This window comes from Capnocytophaga sp. oral taxon 324 str. F0483 (assembly GCF_000318315.2).
In the GTDB taxonomy this organism is placed as follows: Bacteria; Bacteroidota; Bacteroidia; order Flavobacteriales; family Flavobacteriaceae; genus Capnocytophaga; species Capnocytophaga ochracea.
This window is the reverse complement of sequence record NZ_KB291508.1, coordinates 12,247-32,480: the sequence shown is the minus strand read 5'-3', so window position 1 is coordinate 32,480 and position 20,234 is coordinate 12,247. Positions and strand designations below refer to the sequence as shown.

The following is a 20,234-nucleotide window of genomic DNA, read 5'->3' as shown; positions in this document are numbered from 1 at the left end:
CCCGTCAAAAAACCTTTTTTATCACTACCCATTTTCTCATTTCCTAATTTTCTCATCGGCATTATTGGCATTATTGGCATTATTGGCATTATTCTTCCTTAGTAAAAACAAGGGTTTATAAAAGAAAAACCACAGTATTTTAGCCTTCTTAAAAAGGGTACTCCTTAATCTTTTGTTAAATTTTTAAGAGAATTTGTTTTTTATATTAAATATTTGTTTTAACTTTGCCCGGTGAATAAGCGATTATACATACTCGCAGTAGTGCTCATAAGCCTTTCTCTTGTAGGAATTATTGCCATACAAGGGTATTGGATTAAATCAGCCATTGATAATAAAGAAGAAGCTTTTACTTATTCTATTCAGCAGGTACTCAATAATGTAGCTAAACAAATAGAGCAAGATGAAGTCGATAAATACGTAGCTCAAATTATCTATTTGCGCGAGAACGATAGCACCTTAAAGCTCAAAGACAGTCATCTGCGAGAGTTTATCTATGTGCAAGAAAACAAACTAAGTAAAGAGACCTTTATTTATAAACACGGTATTTTAGAGGAAGATTACGCTTTGGCTACCAATCTGCGCAACCCCGTACTCATCGATGATTTGAAACTCTCCGATTCTTTTACCTTAAAGAACTATACAAACAGAGAAAGTTTTCAGCACATCAACAGAGGTAATAATATAGATAACAAACAGTTGCCTATCATAAAAGCCTACGAAAAGCTAAGTGAATTACCCGAGATTGAACGCTTAATGATAGAAGAATCATTTAAGAGTATCATAAGGCAACAAACCATTAGCGAACGAGTGTCTGTAAGCCAAATAAACACACTCTTAGAGCAGAAACTCAAAAAAAGAGGCTTGAATTTACCTTTCGAGTTTGCCGTGTATAACCGCAATATTTTATCGAAGATACACTCTAAGTACTTTGACCCTAATGAAACTAAGGAATACCGCACCTTGCTTTTTGGAGGCAATAGCTCCGACGATTCAGTATATGAATTAGCAGTAGTATTCCCTCAGCGCGAGCGCTATGTGCTATCATCAGTAATAGGGGTAGCAACCCTATCAGTAGTATTTTTACTAATAGTTATAGGTGTGTTTGTGGTTACCTTCCACCAGCTCATCACTCAGCGTCGTATTTCCGAAATTAAGACTGATTTCATCAATAATATGACGCACGAGTTCAAAACACCTATTGCCACTATGAACTTAGTGCTCGACAGTCTCAAAACACCTGTCGCCCTGCACGACCCTGAGAAAATAAAAGGATATGTAAAAATACTCAAACAGGAAAACAAGCGAATGCTGGCTCAGGTAGAAAACATTTTGCAAATATCACGTCTCGAAAAAGGAAACTTGCATTTAGAGAGAGAGCCGTTGGACGTGCACGAACTTATAAGCAATGCCATAGGGCACCTACAAGTAATGCTCGACGAACGTGGGGGCGTATTGCGCACTCACTTTTTGGCAGAAAACGGCGATGTATCAGCTAACAAATCACACCTTACTAATGTATTTGTGAATGTGATTGAAAATGCTATCAAATACTCACCTAATGCCCCCGAAATAGACATTTATACTGAAAATATAAAGAATAAAATACTAATACGTGTAAAAGACAGAGGACAAGGAATGAGCAGACAGGCTATGAAACACGTATTTACCAAGTTTTATAGAGAACATACTGGCGATTTACACAACGTAAAAGGACACGGATTAGGGCTTGCTTACGTGAAAAGTATCGTAGAATACCATCAAGGAAGCATCAATGTAGAAAGCGACAAAGGAAAAGGGAGTACCTTCTTTATCAAATTGCCGGTAATATAATTTAAGAACTTAACAATTTAATTCATAATTGCCTAAAACAATAAAAAAATGAATACAGACGGAAACTATTACAGTTCAAATGCTTCTACGGACAATAAACACATTCTCTTAGTAGAAGACGACCCCAACTTCGGTACTGTACTAAAAGACTATTTGGTAATGAGTGGTTTCGACGTTACCTTAGCTAAAAACGGTATGGAAGGCTTCGAAAAGTTTAAGAAAGAAACATACGATATGTGTATCTTAGACGTGATGATGCCTTATAAAGACGGTTTTACTTTAGCCAAAGAAATTCGTGAGAAAGATGAGAAAATACCTATTATCTTCCTTACAGCTCGTACAATGCGTGAAGATGTGATAAAAGGCTATCGCTCAGGAGCTGATGACTACCTAAACAAACCCTTCGACTCCGAAATCCTATTGATGAAAATACGTTCAATTTTGCAACGTAAAAGCATCGAAACAATGGTAGACGACAATAAATTTGAGTTCGAAATAGGAAGATTCTTCCTCAATACCAAATTGCGTATTCTCAAATATAAGGACGAAGAACCTGTAAAACTCTCCCCTAAGGAAAATGAACTTTTGCGTTTGCTCGCCTTACACACCGATGATTTTATGTCACGTGAGTTAGCCCTTTCCAAAATATGGAAAGACGACAACTATTTCACCTCTCGCAGTATGGACGTATATATCGCAAAACTGCGTAAACTCTTGAAAAAAGACGACAAAGTGGAAATTCTAAACATTCACGGCGAAGGCTTCCGTTTGGTTGCCAATAAAGAAGCCGATGAATTTATTTAGGTAAAAAATAGCCTATTTCTTGCATATTCAAAAAATAGTCACACCTTTGTCCACGATTTCAAAAACATTTGTTTTACTAAATAAAGATATACACGAAGAAAGATGACCTATGTCAAGTTACATATCGTATCAGTTCTACCTTTTTGCAAGGTAATGTTTCGTGGCGTATCCACTTGATTATAAGAACAGTATAATATATCGAAGAGCCCGAAGTGTCCTGTTTCGGGCTTTTTGTTTTTATATAGAAAAATGAATAAGACTACCATCTCAGCAATTGAAGAAATCACAACAAATTAAATATTTTTTAGCTACTTGTTTGAAAATCGTTTGCAAAGAAGATTTCTCTCCTTGGTAATTTACGATTCTTTTGCAATACATATTTTATTTCTTAAACAAATTCACTAACCAAAGAATAGGTATCCCTACTACCATTACAACGATAGCCACTATAAAGAAAACAAAAAGTGCTATTGTTATTGCGACAAAACCTAAGAATAGGTTATATTCTTTGACTTTGATCACCTTATCAATAGAGGCATTCAAGAGTCGCGAATTTATGAGTTTATTCAGGTTCATTTTTCAGCATCTTATATATTTCCTTACACCATTAGCCCCCTTTAAGGTTGCCTTCAGTTTGCTTGAACAAAGCTGAGGCTTCTTATAGCGGTATGAAAAGCCGTTTTTTTTAGAGCTTGTATTTCTTTAAGCATTGCATTTTTAGGCACGAGCCCCAAGAAACGCACCTATTTAAGACGACAAAAATAAAAATAACTCAGTAAATTAACAAATTTAAATGAAAGGTTATTTATCAATTTCTAATCTCAAATAACTTCTTTTGCCACATAAAAGTTTCTTCTTAGCTTCAGGCTATCTCTATCTTTTCTTCGTCTTTTCTTCGTCTTTTCTTCGTCTTTTCTTCGTCTTAGGTTCGCTTTAACTTCGCTCTTCCTTCGAATAAGCTTTGTCCATCAAGCTAATAGGTATCAATACTAAGTTGCTCTGTGAAGTTTTTTTTGTCATTTGTAATTATTTCGTATCTTTGCACCAACTTTATTTTTGATAATGAAAAGAACTATCTTTATATCATTTTTAATACTCTCGCTTTCAATGTTGATAAGTTGTGAGTCCGACGACCTTTGCGACCACAGCGTGAATACACCTCGCTTGGTGGTGCGTTTCTACAACCAAAATAACACCCGTACGCCTTTTAGCGTGGCTAACCTTACGGTCTATGGCGAAGGAAACACTACGCCTCTGGTAAGCAGTGCAACTTTAGATTCACTTGCACTACCTTTGCGCTTGGAATCCCCTACTACCTACTTATTCCAAACCGTAGTTTCAGGTACTACCACTAGCACCGCAACCCTCACGCTCACTTATACTCCCGAACAGTCGTTCGTAAGCAAGGCTTGTGGAGTGAAAATTACTTACAACACCCTTTCAGCTACCATTCAAGATACAAATACCTCTTGGCTAAAAGGTCTTAACATCAAGAACACTACCGTAGATAATGAAAAAAGAGCTCATATACATTTGTATCATTAGTATATGGTGGGGCTTAGGTGCAATGGCTCAAACGGCTACCCACACGACCTCACAAACTACTATTGCCTTGCCCGAAAAACAAGAAGCCCCTGTGTACAAACAGCGGTATGGCTTGCGCGTAGGTGCCGACCTGAGCAAACTGGTACGCCCTTTCTTTGATAAAGATTACTACGGACTCGAATTGGTAGGCGATTACCGCCTAACAACCAACTACTACTTCGCTGCTGAACTCGGTATGGAAAAAAGAACTAAAAACGAAGATTTCTTTACTTACTCTACCGAAGGTCAGTTCTTACGTGCTGGTTTCGATTATAACACCTATGGCAATTGGTATGGTATGGAGAATATGATTTACGTGGGGGCTCGCTATGGTATTTCGCTTTTCTCTCAAGACCTTACCTCGTATATTATCCATAAAGATAACCAATATTGGAACGAAACTATCACAGGCTCCGATCCTTCTTTCTTAAAGAAATACGACGGACGTACAGCCCATTGGTTGGAACTCGTATTGGGCATTAAAGCGGAACTCTTGCATAACCTTTACGCAGGAGCAAGCGTACGCGTAGGTCTTTTGGTGGCTCAAACGGGCAGTAGTGGTTTCCCTAACTACTATATTCCTGCCTTTGGTCGGGTATATGAAGGGAGTCGTTTTGGTGTGAATTTCAACTATACTCTCAGCTATCTCATTCCTCTTTATAAAAAAGAGAAAAAGAAAGAAGAGACAGATACCCAAAAAACTACCTCCTCTCCTACCCCTTCAGCTCCTGCTAAAAAACCAAAAGGAAGAAGATAATAATTGACAATGTTGTTATGAACAGATATATTACACTTTTTTTGCTCCTTTTTTGTAGTGTTGCTTATGCTCAAGATGTGGAGGCAATGCTTACCGAAAAAGTAAAACTCCTTGACAAAAGCTATGCTACTAAAGAATTGCAGACTTTAGCTAAAGATTTTGAAACTCTTGCGAACACAGTGCCTTCGCATTGGCTCGCAAATTACTATGCGACTTATGTGAACATTCGCCTTGCCGACCAATCATCGGGAGGGTCTATTGACAGTTATTGCAATCTGGCAGAAAAGTACATAAAGATAGCTGAAAAACAACCCGATGCCGATGCATCAGAAATCAACGCCTTATACGCCTATCTGTATAGTGCTAAAGTGAAGGTAAACCCAATGTTTCGCGGAGCTAAATACGGTAAGCTGAGTCGTGAGTATTCCGAAAAATCTATTAAAGAAAACCCCAAAAACCCAAGACCCTATCTCATTCGTGCTATCGGTATTTATTTTACACCCAAAGTATTTGGTGGGGGCGTAGCAAAAGCTAAACCAATGCTCCAAAAAGCCTTAGAGAAGTTCGAACATTTTACTCCAAAAACGCCTAATCATCCTCATTGGGGCAAAGGAATGGCTGAATCAATTAACAAATAACAATTAACAAGTGCACAAAGCTGGATTTGTAAATATCATCGGGAACCCTAATGTAGGGAAATCTACCCTTATGAACGCCTTTGTAGGCGAAAAACTCTCTATTATCACCTCCAAGGCACAAACCACGCGACACCGTATTTTTGGTATCGTAAGTGGTGATGATTTTCAGATAGTTTTTTCGGATACCCCCGGTATTATCAAGCCATCGTACGCCTTACAAGCCTCGATGATGGACTTTGTAAAGAGTGCTTTCGAAGACGCCGACATTCTCATTTATATGGTAGAAATAGGCGAAAAAGAACTGAAAGACGAGGCTTTCTTTAAGCGCATCAATCAGTTGGACGTGCCTGTATTGTTGCTCATTAACAAAGTGGATACTTCCGACCAAAATGTATTAGAGGAACAAGTCGCCTACTGGAAAGAAAAAGTGCCTCGTGCCGAGATATATCCTATTTCGGCTTTGCGCAACTTTCAAACCGAAGTGGTGTTCAACCGCATTATAGAACTCTTACCCGAGTCACCTGCATTTTTCCAAAAAGACCAACTCACCGATAAACCGGAGCGTTTCTTTGTAAACGAGATTATACGGGAAAAGATACTATTGCATTACAAAAAGGAAATCCCCTATTCGGTAGAAGTAGAGACCGAAAGTTTTGCCGATAGCGAGACTATCATTCACATTCGTTCAGTGATAATGGTAGAACGCGAGAGCCAAAAGGGGATTATCATAGGTCATAAAGGAGAAGCCTTAAAACGGGTAGGTATTGAAGCTCGCACCGATTTAGAGAAGTTTTTTGGCAAACAAATACACTTAGAACTTTTCGTAAAAGTAAACAAAGATTGGCGTAACAATGTGCGACAATTGCGCAGGTTTGGTTACGATATCAAATAAAGAAAAATGTACATAAAAAAAATCATAAAGATATTCGTCATCGTTTTTTTGCCCTTTTGTATACAGTTGTTTGCTTCAGGGCGTAATAAAACACGTACCGTAAAAGAGGTGGTGGTAGACCATCAGGACGAGAATATGTATGTAACCGATGATGCCATACGGCGCACTATCTTCAAAGACCCACAAGCAAAACATCCTATGGGACTCCTTCGTTTAAGCGAAATCGAAAAGCTCTTAGACAACAATGTGATGATTGAGAAATCAGAAGTATTTTGCACTATCGACGGCACTCTTAATGCTAAAATCAAACAGCGAGAGCCTATCGCACGGGTATACGACGGCAATGGAGTGTATTATATGGATACACAAGGAAAGAAGATGCCTCTTTCAAGTTCTTACTCAGCACGCGTGCCTATCCTCAGAGGTAATACCGAGCGCTATTGGCAAGCCTCCTATGCACTGATGCAGTTTATCCAAAACGACCAATGGTTAGCTGAGAACATCACCGAAGTATTGGTAAAACCTAACGGAGAATACGAGTTTTTAATGCGTGTACCTCACTTTAAGGTTATTTTCGGAAAATTTGAAGACGAAGCACTTAAGAAAGCAAACCTCAAAGCCTTTTACAAGCAATTGGAGAAGACTGATAAACTGAATGAATACAACATCGTAAACCTAAAATACACCAACCAAGTGGTATGTAGAAGATGAGATAATTAACAAATTATAGAATAGAAAAAACAGAGGTTACTATATAGTAGCCTCTGTTTTACCTTTTATCTTTTACCTTTTACCTATTCGCTAGGTACCATTTTACAGTTTTCCGTATACCTTCTTCAAACTGCAAGGAAGGTTCCCAACCGAGTTCATTTTTCAATTTAGTAGCATCAATAGCGTAACGGAGGTCGTGACCAGCACGGTCAGTTACGAAAGTGATGAGCTTTTCGGAAGTACCTTCGGGGCGACCTAACTGCTTATCCACCTCTTTGATGATTACCTTCACCAAATCGATATTACGCCATTCGTTAAATCCTCCAATATTGTAAGTATCACCATCTTTTCCTTGGTGGAAAATAGTATCGATAGCACGAGCGTGGTCTTCCACAAAAAGCCAATCGCGAATATTTTCCCCTTTGCCATAGATAGGTAGTGGTTTATTATCTACAATATTATAGATACACACCGGTATTAACTTTTCAGGGTATTGGTGAGAACCGTAATTGTTGGAACAGTTTGAAATCACCACAGGCAATTTGTAAGTGTTATGGTAAGCTCTCACAAAATGGTCTGAGGAAGCTTTAGATGCCGAATACGGTGATTGGGGGTCGTAAGGCGTTTTCTCTGTAAAGAGTGCTTCGCCTATTTCTAAGGCTCCGTATACCTCATCGGTAGAGACGTGATAAAAGCGTTTGCCTTGCATATTATCTTTCCACGATTCACGAGCTGCTTGCAAAAGGCTCAAAGTACCCATCACATTCGTTTTCGCAAAGATAAAAGGGTCTTCAATACTTCTATCCACGTGACTTTCGGCAGCGAGGTGAATAATCCCATCGATGTGATGTTCAGCGAAGAGGGCTTTCATACGCTCGTAGTCGCAAATATCCGCTTGTATAAAGGTATAGTTAGGGGCATTGGCTACATCGGCAACATTCTCTAAGTTGCCAGCGTAAGTAAGTTTGTCTAAGTTAAAAATGTGATAGTCGGGGTATTTGTTTACAAATAGCCTCACGACGTGAGAGCCGATAAATCCAGCTCCTCCTGTGATTAAGATATTTCTTTTCATTTATTTATTTGTCATTTCAAAAACTAATTCACCGCCTTTTAAAAGGTCTTGGTGAGAAATATGCCATTGGGTGTATTCTTTACCGTTGAGTTTTACAGATTGGATATATTTATTGTCTTTAGACACATTCTTGGTTATAATGGTAAAAGTCTTTCCGTTAGGCAAGTGTATGGTTACTTTATCAAAGAGTGGACGACCGAACTCATACTCGGTAGAAGCTGGATTCATAGGGTATAAGCCCATAGCACTCCAAATGTACCAAGCCGACATCTGTCCGCAATCCTCATTGCCACTGAGTCCGTTAGGGGTAGTGTTGTACTGAGTTTGCAAGATGCGATCTACCCAATATTGGGTTTTCTTAGGTTGTCCTGCTACGTTGAACATATAGGCAATATGATGGCTAGGTTCATTGCCGTGTGCATACTGACCTATGAGTCCTGAGATATCAGGAGAGGTGTTTTCACCGGTGATTTCAGAACTTTCGGTAAAAAGTTTTTCTAAGTGTGTTACAAAAGGCTCATTGCCTCCAAATAAGCTGATAAGACCTTGTACGTTGTGAGGCACAAACCAGCTGTGTTGCCAAGCGTTACCTTCGGTATAGTCGGTATTTTCACGGTGGTCGGAGCGTTTAGGGTCAAAAGGTGTGCGCCATTTACCATCAGTGCTTTTACCGCGCATAAAGCCTGTTTCTTTATCAAATAGGTGAGCATAGGCTTCAGAGCGTTTGGTAAAGAAGTCGGCATCTTCGGTTTTACCTAAGGCTTTAGCCATTTGCGCTACACACCAGTCGTCGTAAGCGTATTCAAGAGTAATAGTAACTGATTCGTCTACCCCTGCGTTATAAGGAATGTAACCATATTTTTTGTATGCTTTGAGTCCCCGTGCGTCTTGCATCATTGTAGTTTTCATTGCCTCGTAAGCCTTCTCAGCATCAAAACCACGTACCCCTTTAAGATAGGCTTCGGCAATCACAGCTACCGAGTGATAGCCCGTCATTGTATTGGTTTCGTTACCATATAGTGTCCAAACGGGCAATACTTTGTGCACTTGGTAGTAAGCTAACATTGAGTTGATAATATCAGCAGTTACTTTGGGTTGCAAAAGGGTAAGCAGTGGGTGCTCGGCGCGGAAAGTATCCCACAAAGAAAGGGTAGAATAAGCTGTGCCTTCTGTTTTTGCGATCTCATCGTTTTGTAGGCGAAACTGACCATTTTTATCAGAGAAAGTTACAGGCGCTACTTGTGCGTGATAGAGGGCAGTATAGAAAATGGTTTTGAGAGAATCAACAGGGGTTTCTACTACTATACTGCTAAGAGTCTTTTCCCATTGTTGTTGTGCTAATGATTTGGTTTTATCAAAATTAGGAGCGTTATATAACTCCAAGTTATCTAAAGCATTTTCTTCACTCACTGACGAAACGGCTACTTTTACCTCTAACTTCTCATCAGTATTATCAAAGAAGATTTGCCCTGAAGTAACATCATCTTTGTGTTTTTGATAGGTAATATTTTTTATAGGCTTAGAAAACTGAATCGCAAAGAACACTTTTTGGTTTTCAGCCCAGCCAGTACTATAACGATAACCTGTGATAATATTGTCGTTGTTATTAGCGTCTAACTTCTTATCCGATTTGCTAAAAGAAGTTTTGGTAGGGCTATCCCAGTTGATAGCAAATCCCAAGTTCAGTAGTACTGATTGTTCAGCGCCTTTTTCAAAAGTATAACGATGTACGGCATAACGTTGTGCCGCGGTGAGTTCAACGTTCACTTTGGGGTCTTCTAAATACACTTGGTAATAACCAGGTTCTGCTTTTTCGTTCTTATGGCTGTACTTCGATTTGTAAGGCACCATATCGCGAAACTCTTGGGCATTCACAGGGTATTGCTCTTTGCGACCGTATTTGAGTACGCTGAGATCATACTCTTTAGTAGTAGGCATTAGCAAGATATCGTTTAGGTCGCCTATCCCCGTACCACTAAGGCTCAAATGTCCAAAACCTACCATAAGGCTATCGGAATAGTGGTAACCTGAGCACCAATCCCAGTTGCTGAGCCCATTCACGGGGCTCACTTGTATCATACCGAAAGGCGTAGTCGCTCCAGGGTAGGTATGTCCGTGTCCGCCCGTACCAATAAATGGGTCTACATAGCTGATAAGCGGTTTTTGAGAGGGTTGTGCTTCTTGCTCAGAAGCTGTTTTAGATTGATTACAAGCCCCTAGCACAAAAGTAGAGGCTACCAAAAGAGTAATATGTTTTAACTTCATTGTAATAGCAATTAAGTATTTTGGGCAAAGATAATAAAATAACAACGAATAGCAAAATGTTTTTGAGGGCTTTTCTTTCTCATTGTTACTAAATATAGGGTATAACTTTTATCTGAGCATTTTCGTATTCTGCTAAAAATACCTCGGAAGGATTGCTGTATCCTGCCTTTTGTAGCTCTCCAAGTAGCCATCCTTCGGTTTTATCCACATCTTCCAGTACGCTTTTTTGAATAATCCCATCGGTAATGACAGGATATTTGGGGTTTTCTTCTCCTGCCAACACGATAATGAGTTCGCCATTCTGTTCAAGTACCGCTCTTTTTACCTCTCTGATATAGTATACCCCTTCTTTACGCAGTTTGAAAGCGAGTTCGTGTGCCGTAATTTTAGCTTTTTTGCAGGCGGCTATATCTATCTTACCTCGATTGATAACAATCACAGGGGCACCGTCTATAAACCTCCTAAAAGCTTGGTTCTTAGTTTTTAACTGACGTAACCCTATGATAAGGAATGCCCAAATAGCCAATACGATAGCAAACTGAAAGATACTTACCGATGGACTGTAAATCACACCTCCAATAATACCCCCAAGTACGTAATTTTGCACCTGATCCATTGCCGAACTCGGTGCCAAATTACCCTTGCCCGATTTGTTGATGATTAAGGCAAGAGCCAACAATCCTAAAAGCAATTTTAGGAATACATCCAAATAGAAAAACTCCTCGGATTCAATATAAGGAATTGTATACATAATGTTAATCAGAAAATTAATAAATTAGCAAATGGGGAAATTAGAAAGAAATATTAAGCCCTACTTCAAGCGAATGATAGTCTTTTTTTATAGGTACAATAGGGGCAGAGTCGTAAATAAGTCGGTAGGTAGCAAGTATACCTATGGTAGGCGTAATATTGTATTTAAGGTCAATAGCCCCACCATAGCGCGCTTCCTTAAAAGTACTATCAGGTCTAGTTTGATGAATGGCAGTAGTGGTAAGCTCCCATTTTTCACCTATTCGAAGTTTATAACTGAGCGACAAATGACTTTTGATACTGCGACTGTAAGCATAAGTAGCCTCAACGTTATCGGGAGCAGGATATTCCCATTTTTCGTATTCAAAGAAGAAGCCCACCGCAGCAAACATCAGCGAGGATTGAGTATTCAGCAACCGATAACGCGATTGTAAGCCGGTAGAAATCTTGTGGTTCATTCCCCTGCTCTCTGCCCATTGCGACTCAGCATAAGGATACACCTCAAAAGCGTGGTCTAACAGATAGCGGTACTCCATATGCACATAGCCACCACTTAATATTACTTGACTACCATAAGTAGATAATTCAAACTTGTTAATTACATTAATAATCCTATTGCGATTGATAAGCAAGTTGAGGTTAGCCGTATTTTTAAAAGTGAAGACATCTTCTTTTTCGGTTTTAAAATCCAAGATAGGCATTAGGCTCCCTTGCAGAGTTTTGGTGCTGTCTATCGTCATAGTAAGGTTTTCCGAAAAAAGCATTTGTGAATAGGCAGAAGCCGAAGACAATAGCGCCAATAACATATAAAGTAATCGTTTCATCGTTTTTAAGCATATATTTAATAAGGCGCAAAAGTATAAAATCAATCGCGAATACACAAAAAAATCTCACTTAAAACCAATGCTTCATACCTTTTTTATAACAATTTTCCAAGAGAAGTTTTTCACCACATTACCCTCATCATTCGTCACTCGTCATTCGGCTTTTCTTCCCTTTTCCGTCATCACATTCCCCTTTTGAATGGAAGTCCGCGAGAGCGGAGTATGTGAATAGGGGGAGGTTTCTTTTGATTTTCCGTCATACTCCCCCCTAGTGCCTATGACCTAAGGCCTAGTGCCTAGTGCCTATTCCCTTTTCTTTCGTCTCGAAACTCTGTTTTTAACATTTTTTTTCACTGTTGTATTACAGTAAGAATCAACTATTTACACACCCTTTCTATAACAATCTTCCAAGATTCGTATAAGCCTTCCTATAAGCTCTCTATAAGCTAACCCCACCCTTCTTACAGCCTTTTTTCTGCAAAAACTCTCTTAACCTCCTTCTGAAAATCTCCGTTTTCTTCCGAATCATCCTAATAGCCTCCAACCCATCGCTTTTTCATCTCAAAGTTTTTGCCCGTGCAACACACACCTTTGCCAAAGTTGTACCCAAAAAAGTTGTTCCCCCGTTAGTGCGAGTTTGTAGCCCCACCTCATTTTCTAACTTCCGTCCGTACGAGTTTATTTTGATGAAGAGTTGTACAAAAATAGGCTTAAAATTGAACAAGCAAATGGTTGGCTTGACGGATATAAAGGTTTGATAATAAGACACAAGTGTCTTGATATAACTTAAAAAGGAATCCTCCTATTAGGGTTCATCTCCAAGTTTCTAAAAAATGTTTAAATACGTTTATTATATACACCCAAGACTACAAGGTTAACGAAAAATAAACGTAAGACATAGCCTTACAACCTCTTATCAAAGTATACTTTTCAAGCTACAAACATATAGCCCTTTACCAAACTACTTACCTGAATAAGCATCAATAAGTGCTTCCAATGCTGGTATAGGAGTAGAATTCGTATCTTCGATAGCATTGTTAAATTTAAACTGCAAAGAGCCATGATTCAAACGTCCTGCTCCATAGAATCCCGTGACTTGAGAAGGAACAAGAGAGGTTGCATCTGGGTTATAGGAATACATTAGTGCAGTATTTGTATCAAAGTTGTTATAGGTATTTCCACCATGAAGCGTTTTAACAGAGGCTGGTACTTTTTCATTACGTGAAATAGCATGATAAAAATCAAAGCTGCTGTTATTATCTGCATAGCTAATTGGAGTATAAGCATTCTCTGATCCCTTCTCTGTAAATAAACTTCCATACTCTTTCACCATACCTCCAGGCTCACCAGAGAATTTGCCAGCACCTTTTTCATCACTTCCCTGCTTTGATATCAAGATAGGATTCTTTGTAGCACGAAAATAGTTGTTTTCTGAGAAAACACTGCAACCCATCGTTGCACCAATTCCATATTTTGCACAACCATCATAGTAGTTATTCCATAAATGAACGCTCATCGTACGAACACGTGCATGACGAGAGTCACTATGATCAAACCAGTTGTGGTGATAAGTGATATAGTTAGGACCTGTTTCTTTATTCATACCACACATACTTGTCTTTCCTGTGTCCCAGAAATGACAGTTGTCTATTGTGACAAACTTTGAATCAGTCTTCACATCAATAGAACCATCTCCCTTAATATGATCTCCACCGCTCGCCCTTCCGTAGAATAAATCCATGTGATGAACCCATATATTAGAATTATTTGTGTCAAGTGACACACCATCGTCCATAGCTCGCATGATACCTAAATTGCGAAATTCAACACTCTTAGCATTCCTTACTAAAAAGCCAAAACCATAGATACTGGCATCCTCACCAATTCCTTCAATGGTAATATTCATCTCACTATCTGCCTGCTTTCCCTTAATCTGTATACCTTCTGTACTGCTTCCAAAAGCATCAGTATCACCATTTCTAAGTAAACCTAAGATTCTAACAGACAATGGTGTGGTGATATTGCCTTTCTGATAAGCGTTAAGAATAGCCTGAAGACCTGTGAACGTAGCCTTACCTAAACGAGCACTGACTGTTTTAGCATTGTCTTTATTAACATAAATAACAACCGTACCTGGCTTCAATGTACCATCATCATTATAAGCACCTACACCCGAATAGTTCTTATGAGCAAAGCCCTCACGTAGATAATTCAAGACTTTCAGCCCTGTTACCTCACCCGATTGGGTTTCTTCCCCACCTTTCACAGCTACAATTTTCAGAGAATAAGTGCCAGCTTTTAATCCTGGAATATCAACTCGTACATAGCCATTATATAAGCGTATCAACTCGGCATCAACCTTGCTATAATCAGCATGTTGCCCACCTTTCACATAAACATTATAACCATCAGCTCCAGCTATAGGTTTCCATTTAGCGTAAACAGTCTCTAACCATCCTTTTGCCTCAGTGATTATCACTCCATTTCCTATTGTCTTACTCTCCACAGTTTTTGTTGTATCAGCAGAAATGCAAGCCGATGTATTAACCCATAAAAATAAGAACAATAAAATATTCTTATACAATCTAATGCTCATAAATCTCTTTTTTAGTTTTTTTTTATAAATACTTACCTTCTATGAAATTAGGTCATGTTGACCATAAATAAATTACGAATTATGTGAGAATCGAACTTAATAAATAAACTACAAATATTCTATTAACTTCAATAAACTCATTCTATACATATTCCAATATGCAAAGTTTATGAAGTTGTTTTAAACTTTTTAAATAAAATAAAAGTTCCCGAAAATTAGTAAATTTGTGTTTGAGAAAGAACACCAAAATTCAGGAACTTTGTGCAAAGATACAATAAATAAATGGATTATTAGCTTTTTAAGGGTAGAAAAAAGATTTAGCTTTAATAAAGGAGCGCAATCAGATGTTTATTTTGATGAAGAATTGTACAAAAATAGGTTTAAAATTGAATGAGCAAATGGTTAGATTGACGGATATAACGGTTTGATAATGAGATACAATATAAAACTAAATCCCTCTTTGTTTGGAAAATCATTATTTTATCAAGAATGATATTTTTATACATAACCATCTCCTTTTCTGAAATCATCTATACCACCATTTTGCAGAGGGCGATATGGTCTGCCTCGTCGCTGATAAATATGTGATTATCCCAAATATCCATAATTCTGAATTTGGAATATCCTCTTGGGAATGTAATATCGAGAAGCTCCAGGTCAGACAATCTCAACAGTTTTTGGTTTCCTTTCCATTCATCTGTCTTGAAAATCGGAGATAGGATCAGATATTCTTTTTGGGCGCTGAATTTTCCCCTCAAGCCTTGCTTTTGTGCAAGCTTTTCCAATTTTTCCTTTCCCCATATTTTCCTCTTGTAGATACCGTCTTGGGTGAGTTCGAGGTACCAATAATACTTGAATTGTGATAAGCTGCAAGGATTTATTGTATCTGCTTCCACGAAGGCATAAATCGAATTATCTTTTATCATAAGGCTACCTATCTGGGGATAGGAGTAACTAAAATCCATTTTGTGATAGATACCCTCTGCCCGTCCTAAGGATAGCATAAAATTGCTTCGGACTTTTTCATTTGTAAACACAGGGGTGAGTTGCTTGTCCCAATGTAGCGTATGCGTCTCATTGTCATAATGTAGAGAGGTAAAACTATTTGCGGCAAAGACCTCTCCGTCGACACGGCAAATAATCGGATAAACCCCGTTTTCGCCAAGTGTGGAAATCTCCGTGATATTCTCTGCAGCACACAAGTTTTCACTTACTACTTCGCACGGTTTCTGCTCGGGAGACGACACCCACCAGACTTTTTTGTCTTCTCCGCTAATAATTAAAATATCGGAACCTGTATCCAACAAAACGGGCTTATTCCAGCTTTTCTTTTGTGCGGGAGACGGAATGAATGACCATCGCCCCGCCTTTATCCAAACGATACCGTAGCTATTGCCGTCATCGTCGCTACTCCAGATAACAAATTCGTCTTTTCCTCGTGCAAAATGATTTTTTGCATTTATTGGAGCATATTGATAGGCACCATTGCTTAGCTTGAATCCCGTAGTCGTCCACTCTGAAATTTTATCTAATTTTACCTGCATAATTTTCTATCCTAATCTCCACAGATATTACAAGTACGCGAAAAATCTTTTCGGATTTGATATTTTTTATGGCCACATTTGCGACAGCAATATCCGTCTTCCCATTTTAAAGAAGCTAAATATTCTTCGCAATCTAAGTCAGTTTTAAAGCGTTCTGTAAACTCTAAGAGGCTTTGTCCTTTGAATAAATTCATAATATATTAGTTTTCAGAGTGCAAATATATGAAATTATTTTGACACCTCAAATAATTAATTTAATTGGGGGAAAGATACAAAACAATTGACAATTAATTACCTAATCCGTTCCAAGTATTCTGTCGGACTCTCGTTGTAAAAATCTTTAAAGCATTTCGCAAAGTAGGAAGGAGAAGAAAATCCTACTTCATAAGCAACTTCCGAGATGCTCTTGGCTTTGCTGTTGAGCAACTGCTTAGCGTATTTTACTCGTATAGTGCGAATAAGCTCATTAGGCGAATAGTCGGTGAGGGATTTGATTTTGCGATATAGGTTAGAGCGCGACAAACCTAAGGCGTCGGCTATTTCGTCTATATTCATTTCAGGATTGGCGATAGAGTTCTCTACGTAATGCGTAAAATCGGTGATAAACTGCTGTTCTACCTTACCTAAAGTCTCTTGTTTAGTTTCGTTCAAGAGGAAATTACTAAAACTCTCACGTATCTTCTTACGGTTTTCTATGAGCTTGCGCACTCGTGTTTTCAGTAATTTTATGTTGAAAGGTTTCGCAATATAGGCATCGGCACCACTCTCGAAGCCCACTTGCTTCTGTTCGTCTAACGCATAAGCAGTGAGCAAAATCACAGGAATATGATTAGTAGCCACGTTAGTTTTTATCAACTGACATAAATCGAAGCCATCAGTCTTGGGCATCATCACATCGCTGATTACTACATCGGGGAGGTGCTTTTTAGCGACTTCAAAGCCTTCTTCACCGTTTTCAGCTTCGATAAGGTTATAGTCATCACTGAGGATATATCGAATAAACTGACGCATATCCTCGTTGTCTTCCACAATCAGTACAGTAGGTTTCTCCGAAGCCGTTGGAGAAGCCGTAGGTAGTTTGAGTTTCTCGGTAGGTGCGGGCAACGAAGGCAATAAGTCGAGATGGGTTTCTATGTAATTGCTGTCGTATACCGCTTTTACCGATACTTGTTCTTGAGTGAAAGGCAGGCGAATGACGAAGGTTGTCCCCTCCTCTTCTGTACTCTCTACGCTGATGGTACCGTTGTGTGAGGCTACTAAGGCTTGTACCAAAGCCAAACCTATACCCGAACCTTCGCTATCGGGATTTATTTTGTAGAAGTGCTCAAACACCTCACTTTGTTTGTCTTTCGGAATATATGAACCGCTATTGAACACACGTAGCACTGCTACTCCTCCTTTGGAGGGGGTTAGGGGAAGGTCTCCTTTTTCTAACGACACGGTGATACATCCTCCTTGAGGTGTAAATTTCAGTGCATTGGAAAGCAGGTTGAAGTAGATTTTCTCCACTTTTTCCTTATCGAAAGCCATTTCAAAAGAAGTATCTTCGGCAAGAAACTGAAAGTTGAGTTTCTTTTGTTTGATACGGTCACTGAAAAAAGAATTGAGTTCAGTAAGAAACCGTTTTAAGTTACCCTTAGTGAAGTACATTTGCATCTTGCCATTCTCATAACTGCGGAACTCAATTACTTCGGAAATGAGATGCAAAAGTCGGTTGCTGTTCTTTTTGATGAGGAATAACAAGTCTTGTTCTTCTTTGGGAAGTGAATTGTGAGCCAAAAGCGTCTGCACAGGACCTAAGATAAGCGACAGCGGTGTTTTAAATTCGTGAGAAATATTGGTAAAGAAGAGTAATTTGGCTTGGGTCGCCTCTTCTAATTGCGCCGAGATTTCCTCCAAGCGCTCTTTTTGTCGTTGCAATTCGGTAGCCTGACGTTTGATTTCTTCGTTTTGTTTCTCTAACAGATTATTAGCACGGCTCTTAGTGCGATATGCTCTGATAGCTATTGCCAAAAATATGGTAATCAAACCAATAGCAATAATAGAAATATAGAAGAGTGTACGCTGAGTAGTATGCTGAATAAGGCTCTCACTCAGCTGCTGATTGATATCCTCTATCTTAGCTTGTTTTTGAGCAATTTGCTCTGTTTGCAACTGTAAAATACGCACATTGCTCTTGTCCACCACAGCGGTATTGAGGATATTCTCGCGCTCAAAAGGTTGTTTATGGAGTATTTTCATTGCAAGGTCAATAACCTTTTCTCCTCCCGTAGGATAGATAAACGATGCGTCTTGCACGTTGTTCTCTATATTGCTAATTCCTTCTTGTTGTAGCGCATCTACCCCTATGATAAAGGGTATCTTACCGTTGAATTGCATCGCTGCTTCGTGAGTACCCGCTGCCATTGGGTCGTTCATCGCAAACACAAGGTCGATATTGGGGTGTTGCTGAAAAAGTTGTTGCATTTGCACTTTGGCATCTGCTTTGAGGAAGTTGCCCCAGGTCTCGGCTACTATTCGCACCTCAGGAGCATTCTTAAGGGCATCTACAAAGCCTTTATGGCGTTCCGCATCGGAAGTTGAGCCTTTGGTACCACGCACTTCGGCTATATTGCCTTTGCCTTTGAGAATACCTATCGCATAGTGTCCCGCTTCTTTACCTATTTGGTAATTATTAGCTCCCACATAGGCAGTATAACTCTCAGTAGCTATTTTCCTATCTACCAAAATCACGGGAATACCCTGCTGGTAAGCCTTTTCAATAACTGGTGTACACGCTTCCGACTCGTTAGGCGAAACGACGAGCACATCTACCTTTTGTTCTATAAACCACTCTATATCGGCAATTTGCTTAGGAGTATCGTCTTTCACACTGCGAATCAGTAGCTCAGTATTGGCTTGGTAAAGGGCTACTTCACGTTTTAGCTCCTCGTTCATCGTTTGTCGCCAAAGGTCTTCACTGCACTGCGACACCCCTATCACATAACGGGGGTTTCGCTCCCTTTGGCAAGCAAGGCAAGCAAAGAGAGCGAAATATAAAAAAAGTATATGATACTTCCTAAAAGTCATTTTATCTAAACAACTCCAAATGAGCATCGGCAAGACGAGGCATCGCACCGTGTTGCTGACACACGTAAGCCGATACTTCTACCGCCAATTGATGTGATTGAGCAATACTGCGACCATTGAGGTAAGAGGCTACAAAAGCAGCTGTGAACGAGTCTCCAGCTCCTACCGTATCGGCGATGGTAACCTTAGGCGTACCTAAGAACGATTTCTCATTAGGCGTAAACACATAGCTACCTCTTGTACCTTGCGTTAAGATGAGGAATTTGAGGTTGTATTTCTCTAATAGGCGCTTACATACCTCTTCATCAGTTCCTTGCAAATTGAACATTTCAGCCACTTTCACTATCTCCTCATCATTGATTTTTAATGCGGTTGCCTTGTCTAACGAATCGGCGATTACCTCTTTGCTGAAATATTTCAAGCGGAGGTTGATATCGAATACTTTTAAACTCTCGGCAGGCATCAAATCTAAGAACTTGTGGATAGTAGCGCGCGATATTTCACTGCGTTGTGCTAACGACCCGAAGCACACGGTATTAGTGTTCTTTGCTAAGTTCTCAATACGCGAAGAGAATGGAATATTGTCCCACGCTACATTTTCGCTAATCTCATAGGTAGGCACCCCACGACCGTCCAACTGTACTTTTACGGTACCTGTGGGGAAATCAGTCTTCTCAATGATGTAGTTGAGTTCTTTTTCTTCTAAACTTTTTAGTATTTCTTTACCGAGGAGGTCGCCTCCAATGGCACTCACAGCATAGCCGTTAAAACCAAATTGCGACACGTGGTAAGCGAAATTAGCAGGTGCACCGCCTAATACTTTTCTTTCAGGGAAGACATCCCAAAGGATTTCTCCCAATCCTACTACTGTATTTTTCATCGTATTATATGTTATCCT

General features: G+C 39.3%; 16 protein-coding genes and 1 pseudogene. 7 read left to right on the top strand and 10 right to left on the bottom strand.

Annotated features, from left to right (window positions below):
• The first annotated feature begins 231 nt into the window (after positions 1–231).
• On the top strand, positions 232–1,830 hold the full coding sequence (locus tag HMPREF9072_RS03940; RefSeq protein WP_009410640.1) for a sensor histidine kinase KdpD: 1,599 nt from the start codon (positions 232–234) through the stop codon (positions 1,828–1,830).
• Between the two features lie 48 nt (positions 1,831–1,878).
• On the top strand, positions 1,879–2,634 hold the full coding sequence (locus HMPREF9072_RS03935; RefSeq protein ID WP_009410639.1) for a response regulator transcription factor: 756 nt from the start codon (positions 1,879–1,881) through the stop codon (positions 2,632–2,634).
• A 381-nt stretch (positions 2,635–3,015) separates the two neighbouring features.
• Here the strand turns inward: HMPREF9072_RS03935 and HMPREF9072_RS11970 are convergent, their stop codons facing one another.
• The gene (locus HMPREF9072_RS11970) at positions 3,016–3,210 is read right to left on the bottom strand and encodes a hypothetical protein (RefSeq protein WP_009410638.1); all 195 of its coding nucleotides are present in this window, start codon (positions 3,208–3,210) and stop codon (positions 3,016–3,018) included.
• 531 nt (positions 3,211–3,741) lie between these two features.
• Between HMPREF9072_RS11970 and HMPREF9072_RS03930 the strand changes: the two genes are divergently transcribed.
• From HMPREF9072_RS03930 to HMPREF9072_RS03910, 5 genes are read left to right on the top strand one after another with little or no spacing between them, the layout of a single operon-like run.
• Entirely contained in the window at positions 3,742–4,179 is a 438-nt protein-coding gene (locus HMPREF9072_RS03930; protein WP_002673122.1) for a DUF6452 family protein, read from the top strand.
• The gene (locus tag HMPREF9072_RS03925; protein ID WP_009410636.1) at positions 4,145–4,975 is read left to right on the top strand and encodes a DUF6048 family protein; all 831 of its coding nucleotides are present in this window, start codon (positions 4,145–4,147) and stop codon (positions 4,973–4,975) included. The genes HMPREF9072_RS03930 and HMPREF9072_RS03925 overlap by 35 nt, the downstream gene beginning before the upstream one ends.
• A gap of 17 nt (positions 4,976–4,992) precedes the next feature.
• Positions 4,993–5,613, top strand: a complete 621-nt coding sequence (locus HMPREF9072_RS03920; protein WP_009410635.1) for a hypothetical protein — start codon at positions 4,993–4,995, stop codon at positions 5,611–5,613.
• Positions 5,614–5,623: 10 nt separating this feature from the next.
• Positions 5,624–6,505 carry a GTPase Era gene (gene era / locus HMPREF9072_RS03915; RefSeq protein ID WP_009410634.1) on the top strand — a complete coding sequence of 294 codons (882 nt, stop codon included), beginning with the start codon at positions 5,624–5,626 and terminating at the stop codon, positions 6,503–6,505.
• Between the two features lie 6 nt (positions 6,506–6,511).
• A complete protein-coding gene (locus HMPREF9072_RS03910) occupies positions 6,512–7,216 on the top strand; it encodes a cell division protein FtsQ/DivIB (RefSeq protein WP_009410633.1) in 705 nt (234 codons plus the stop codon).
• A gap of 79 nt (positions 7,217–7,295) precedes the next feature.
• Here HMPREF9072_RS03910 and rfbB read toward each other — a convergent pair whose 3' ends face one another.
• The 9 genes and pseudogenes from rfbB to HMPREF9072_RS03865 all read right to left on the bottom strand — a co-directional run bounded on the left by rfbB (position 7,296) and on the right by HMPREF9072_RS03865 (position 20,216).
• Positions 7,296–8,288 carry a dTDP-glucose 4,6-dehydratase gene (gene rfbB / locus HMPREF9072_RS03905; protein ID WP_009410632.1) on the bottom strand — a complete coding sequence of 331 codons (993 nt, stop codon included), beginning with the start codon at positions 8,286–8,288 and terminating at the stop codon, positions 7,296–7,298.
• Positions 8,289–10,553, bottom strand: coding sequence for a GH92 family glycosyl hydrolase (locus HMPREF9072_RS03900; protein ID WP_009410631.1), 2,265 nt, complete (start codon positions 10,551–10,553; stop codon positions 8,289–8,291).
• Between the two features lie 88 nt (positions 10,554–10,641).
• On the bottom strand, positions 10,642–11,304 hold the full coding sequence (locus HMPREF9072_RS03895; RefSeq protein WP_009410630.1) for a DUF421 domain-containing protein: 663 nt from the start codon (positions 11,302–11,304) through the stop codon (positions 10,642–10,644).
• Between the two features lie 40 nt (positions 11,305–11,344).
• Positions 11,345–12,127, bottom strand: a complete 783-nt coding sequence (locus HMPREF9072_RS03890; RefSeq protein WP_009410629.1) for a DUF481 domain-containing protein — start codon at positions 12,125–12,127, stop codon at positions 11,345–11,347.
• A 961-nt stretch (positions 12,128–13,088) separates the two neighbouring features.
• On the bottom strand, positions 13,089–14,723 hold the full coding sequence (locus HMPREF9072_RS03885) for a polysaccharide lyase family 1 protein (RefSeq protein ID WP_009410627.1): 1,635 nt from the start codon (positions 14,721–14,723) through the stop codon (positions 13,089–13,091).
• 530 nt (positions 14,724–15,253) lie between these two features.
• The gene (locus tag HMPREF9072_RS03880; protein WP_009410624.1) at positions 15,254–16,267 is read right to left on the bottom strand and encodes a hypothetical protein; all 1,014 of its coding nucleotides are present in this window, start codon (positions 16,265–16,267) and stop codon (positions 15,254–15,256) included.
• 14 nt (positions 16,268–16,281) lie between these two features.
• Positions 16,282–16,461: pseudogene (locus tag HMPREF9072_RS03875) on the bottom strand (transposase); the annotation flags it as partial.
• 97 nt (positions 16,462–16,558) lie between these two features.
• Entirely contained in the window at positions 16,559–19,363 is a 2,805-nt protein-coding gene (locus tag HMPREF9072_RS03870; RefSeq protein ID WP_034566142.1) for an ABC transporter substrate binding protein, read from the bottom strand.
• Positions 19,338–20,216, bottom strand: coding sequence for a carbohydrate kinase (locus HMPREF9072_RS03865; RefSeq protein ID WP_002673142.1), 879 nt, complete (start codon positions 20,214–20,216; stop codon positions 19,338–19,340). The genes HMPREF9072_RS03870 and HMPREF9072_RS03865 overlap by 26 nt, the downstream gene beginning before the upstream one ends.
• Positions 20,217–20,234: the final 18 nt, after the last annotated feature.

Bases quoted from the DNA above. Each gene is read 5' to 3' on its own strand.
- HMPREF9072_RS03920 (WP_009410635.1), top strand. From the start codon at position 4,993: ATGAACAGATATATTACACTTTTTTTGCTCCTTTTTTGTAGTGTTGCT.
- HMPREF9072_RS03910 (WP_009410633.1), top strand. From the start codon at position 6,512: ATGTACATAAAAAAAATCATAAAGATATTCGTCATCGTTTTTTTGCCC.
- HMPREF9072_RS03865 (WP_002673142.1), bottom strand. From the start codon at position 20,216: ATGAAAAATACAGTAGTAGGATTGGGAGAAATCCTTTGGGATGTCTTC.
- HMPREF9072_RS03925 (WP_009410636.1), top strand. From the start codon at position 4,145: ATGAAAAAAGAGCTCATATACATTTGTATCATTAGTATATGGTGGGGC.
- HMPREF9072_RS03900 (WP_009410631.1), bottom strand. From the start codon at position 10,553: ATGAAGTTAAAACATATTACTCTTTTGGTAGCCTCTACTTTTGTGCTA.
- HMPREF9072_RS11970 (WP_009410638.1), bottom strand. From the start codon at position 3,210: ATGAACCTGAATAAACTCATAAATTCGCGACTCTTGAATGCCTCTATT.
- HMPREF9072_RS03885 (WP_009410627.1), bottom strand. From the start codon at position 14,723: ATGAGCATTAGATTGTATAAGAATATTTTATTGTTCTTATTTTTATGG.
- rfbB (WP_009410632.1), bottom strand. From the start codon at position 8,288: ATGAAAAGAAATATCTTAATCACAGGAGGAGCTGGATTTATCGGCTCT.
- HMPREF9072_RS03880 (WP_009410624.1), bottom strand. From the start codon at position 16,267: ATGCAGGTAAAATTAGATAAAATTTCAGAGTGGACGACTACGGGATTC.
- HMPREF9072_RS03930 (WP_002673122.1), top strand. From the start codon at position 3,742: ATGTTGATAAGTTGTGAGTCCGACGACCTTTGCGACCACAGCGTGAAT.
- HMPREF9072_RS03870 (WP_034566142.1), bottom strand. From the start codon at position 19,363: ATGCTCATTTGGAGTTGTTTAGATAAAATGACTTTTAGGAAGTATCAT.
- HMPREF9072_RS03935 (WP_009410639.1), top strand. From the start codon at position 1,879: ATGAATACAGACGGAAACTATTACAGTTCAAATGCTTCTACGGACAAT.
- HMPREF9072_RS03895 (WP_009410630.1), bottom strand. From the start codon at position 11,304: ATGTATACAATTCCTTATATTGAATCCGAGGAGTTTTTCTATTTGGAT.
- HMPREF9072_RS03890 (WP_009410629.1), bottom strand. From the start codon at position 12,127: ATGAAACGATTACTTTATATGTTATTGGCGCTATTGTCTTCGGCTTCT.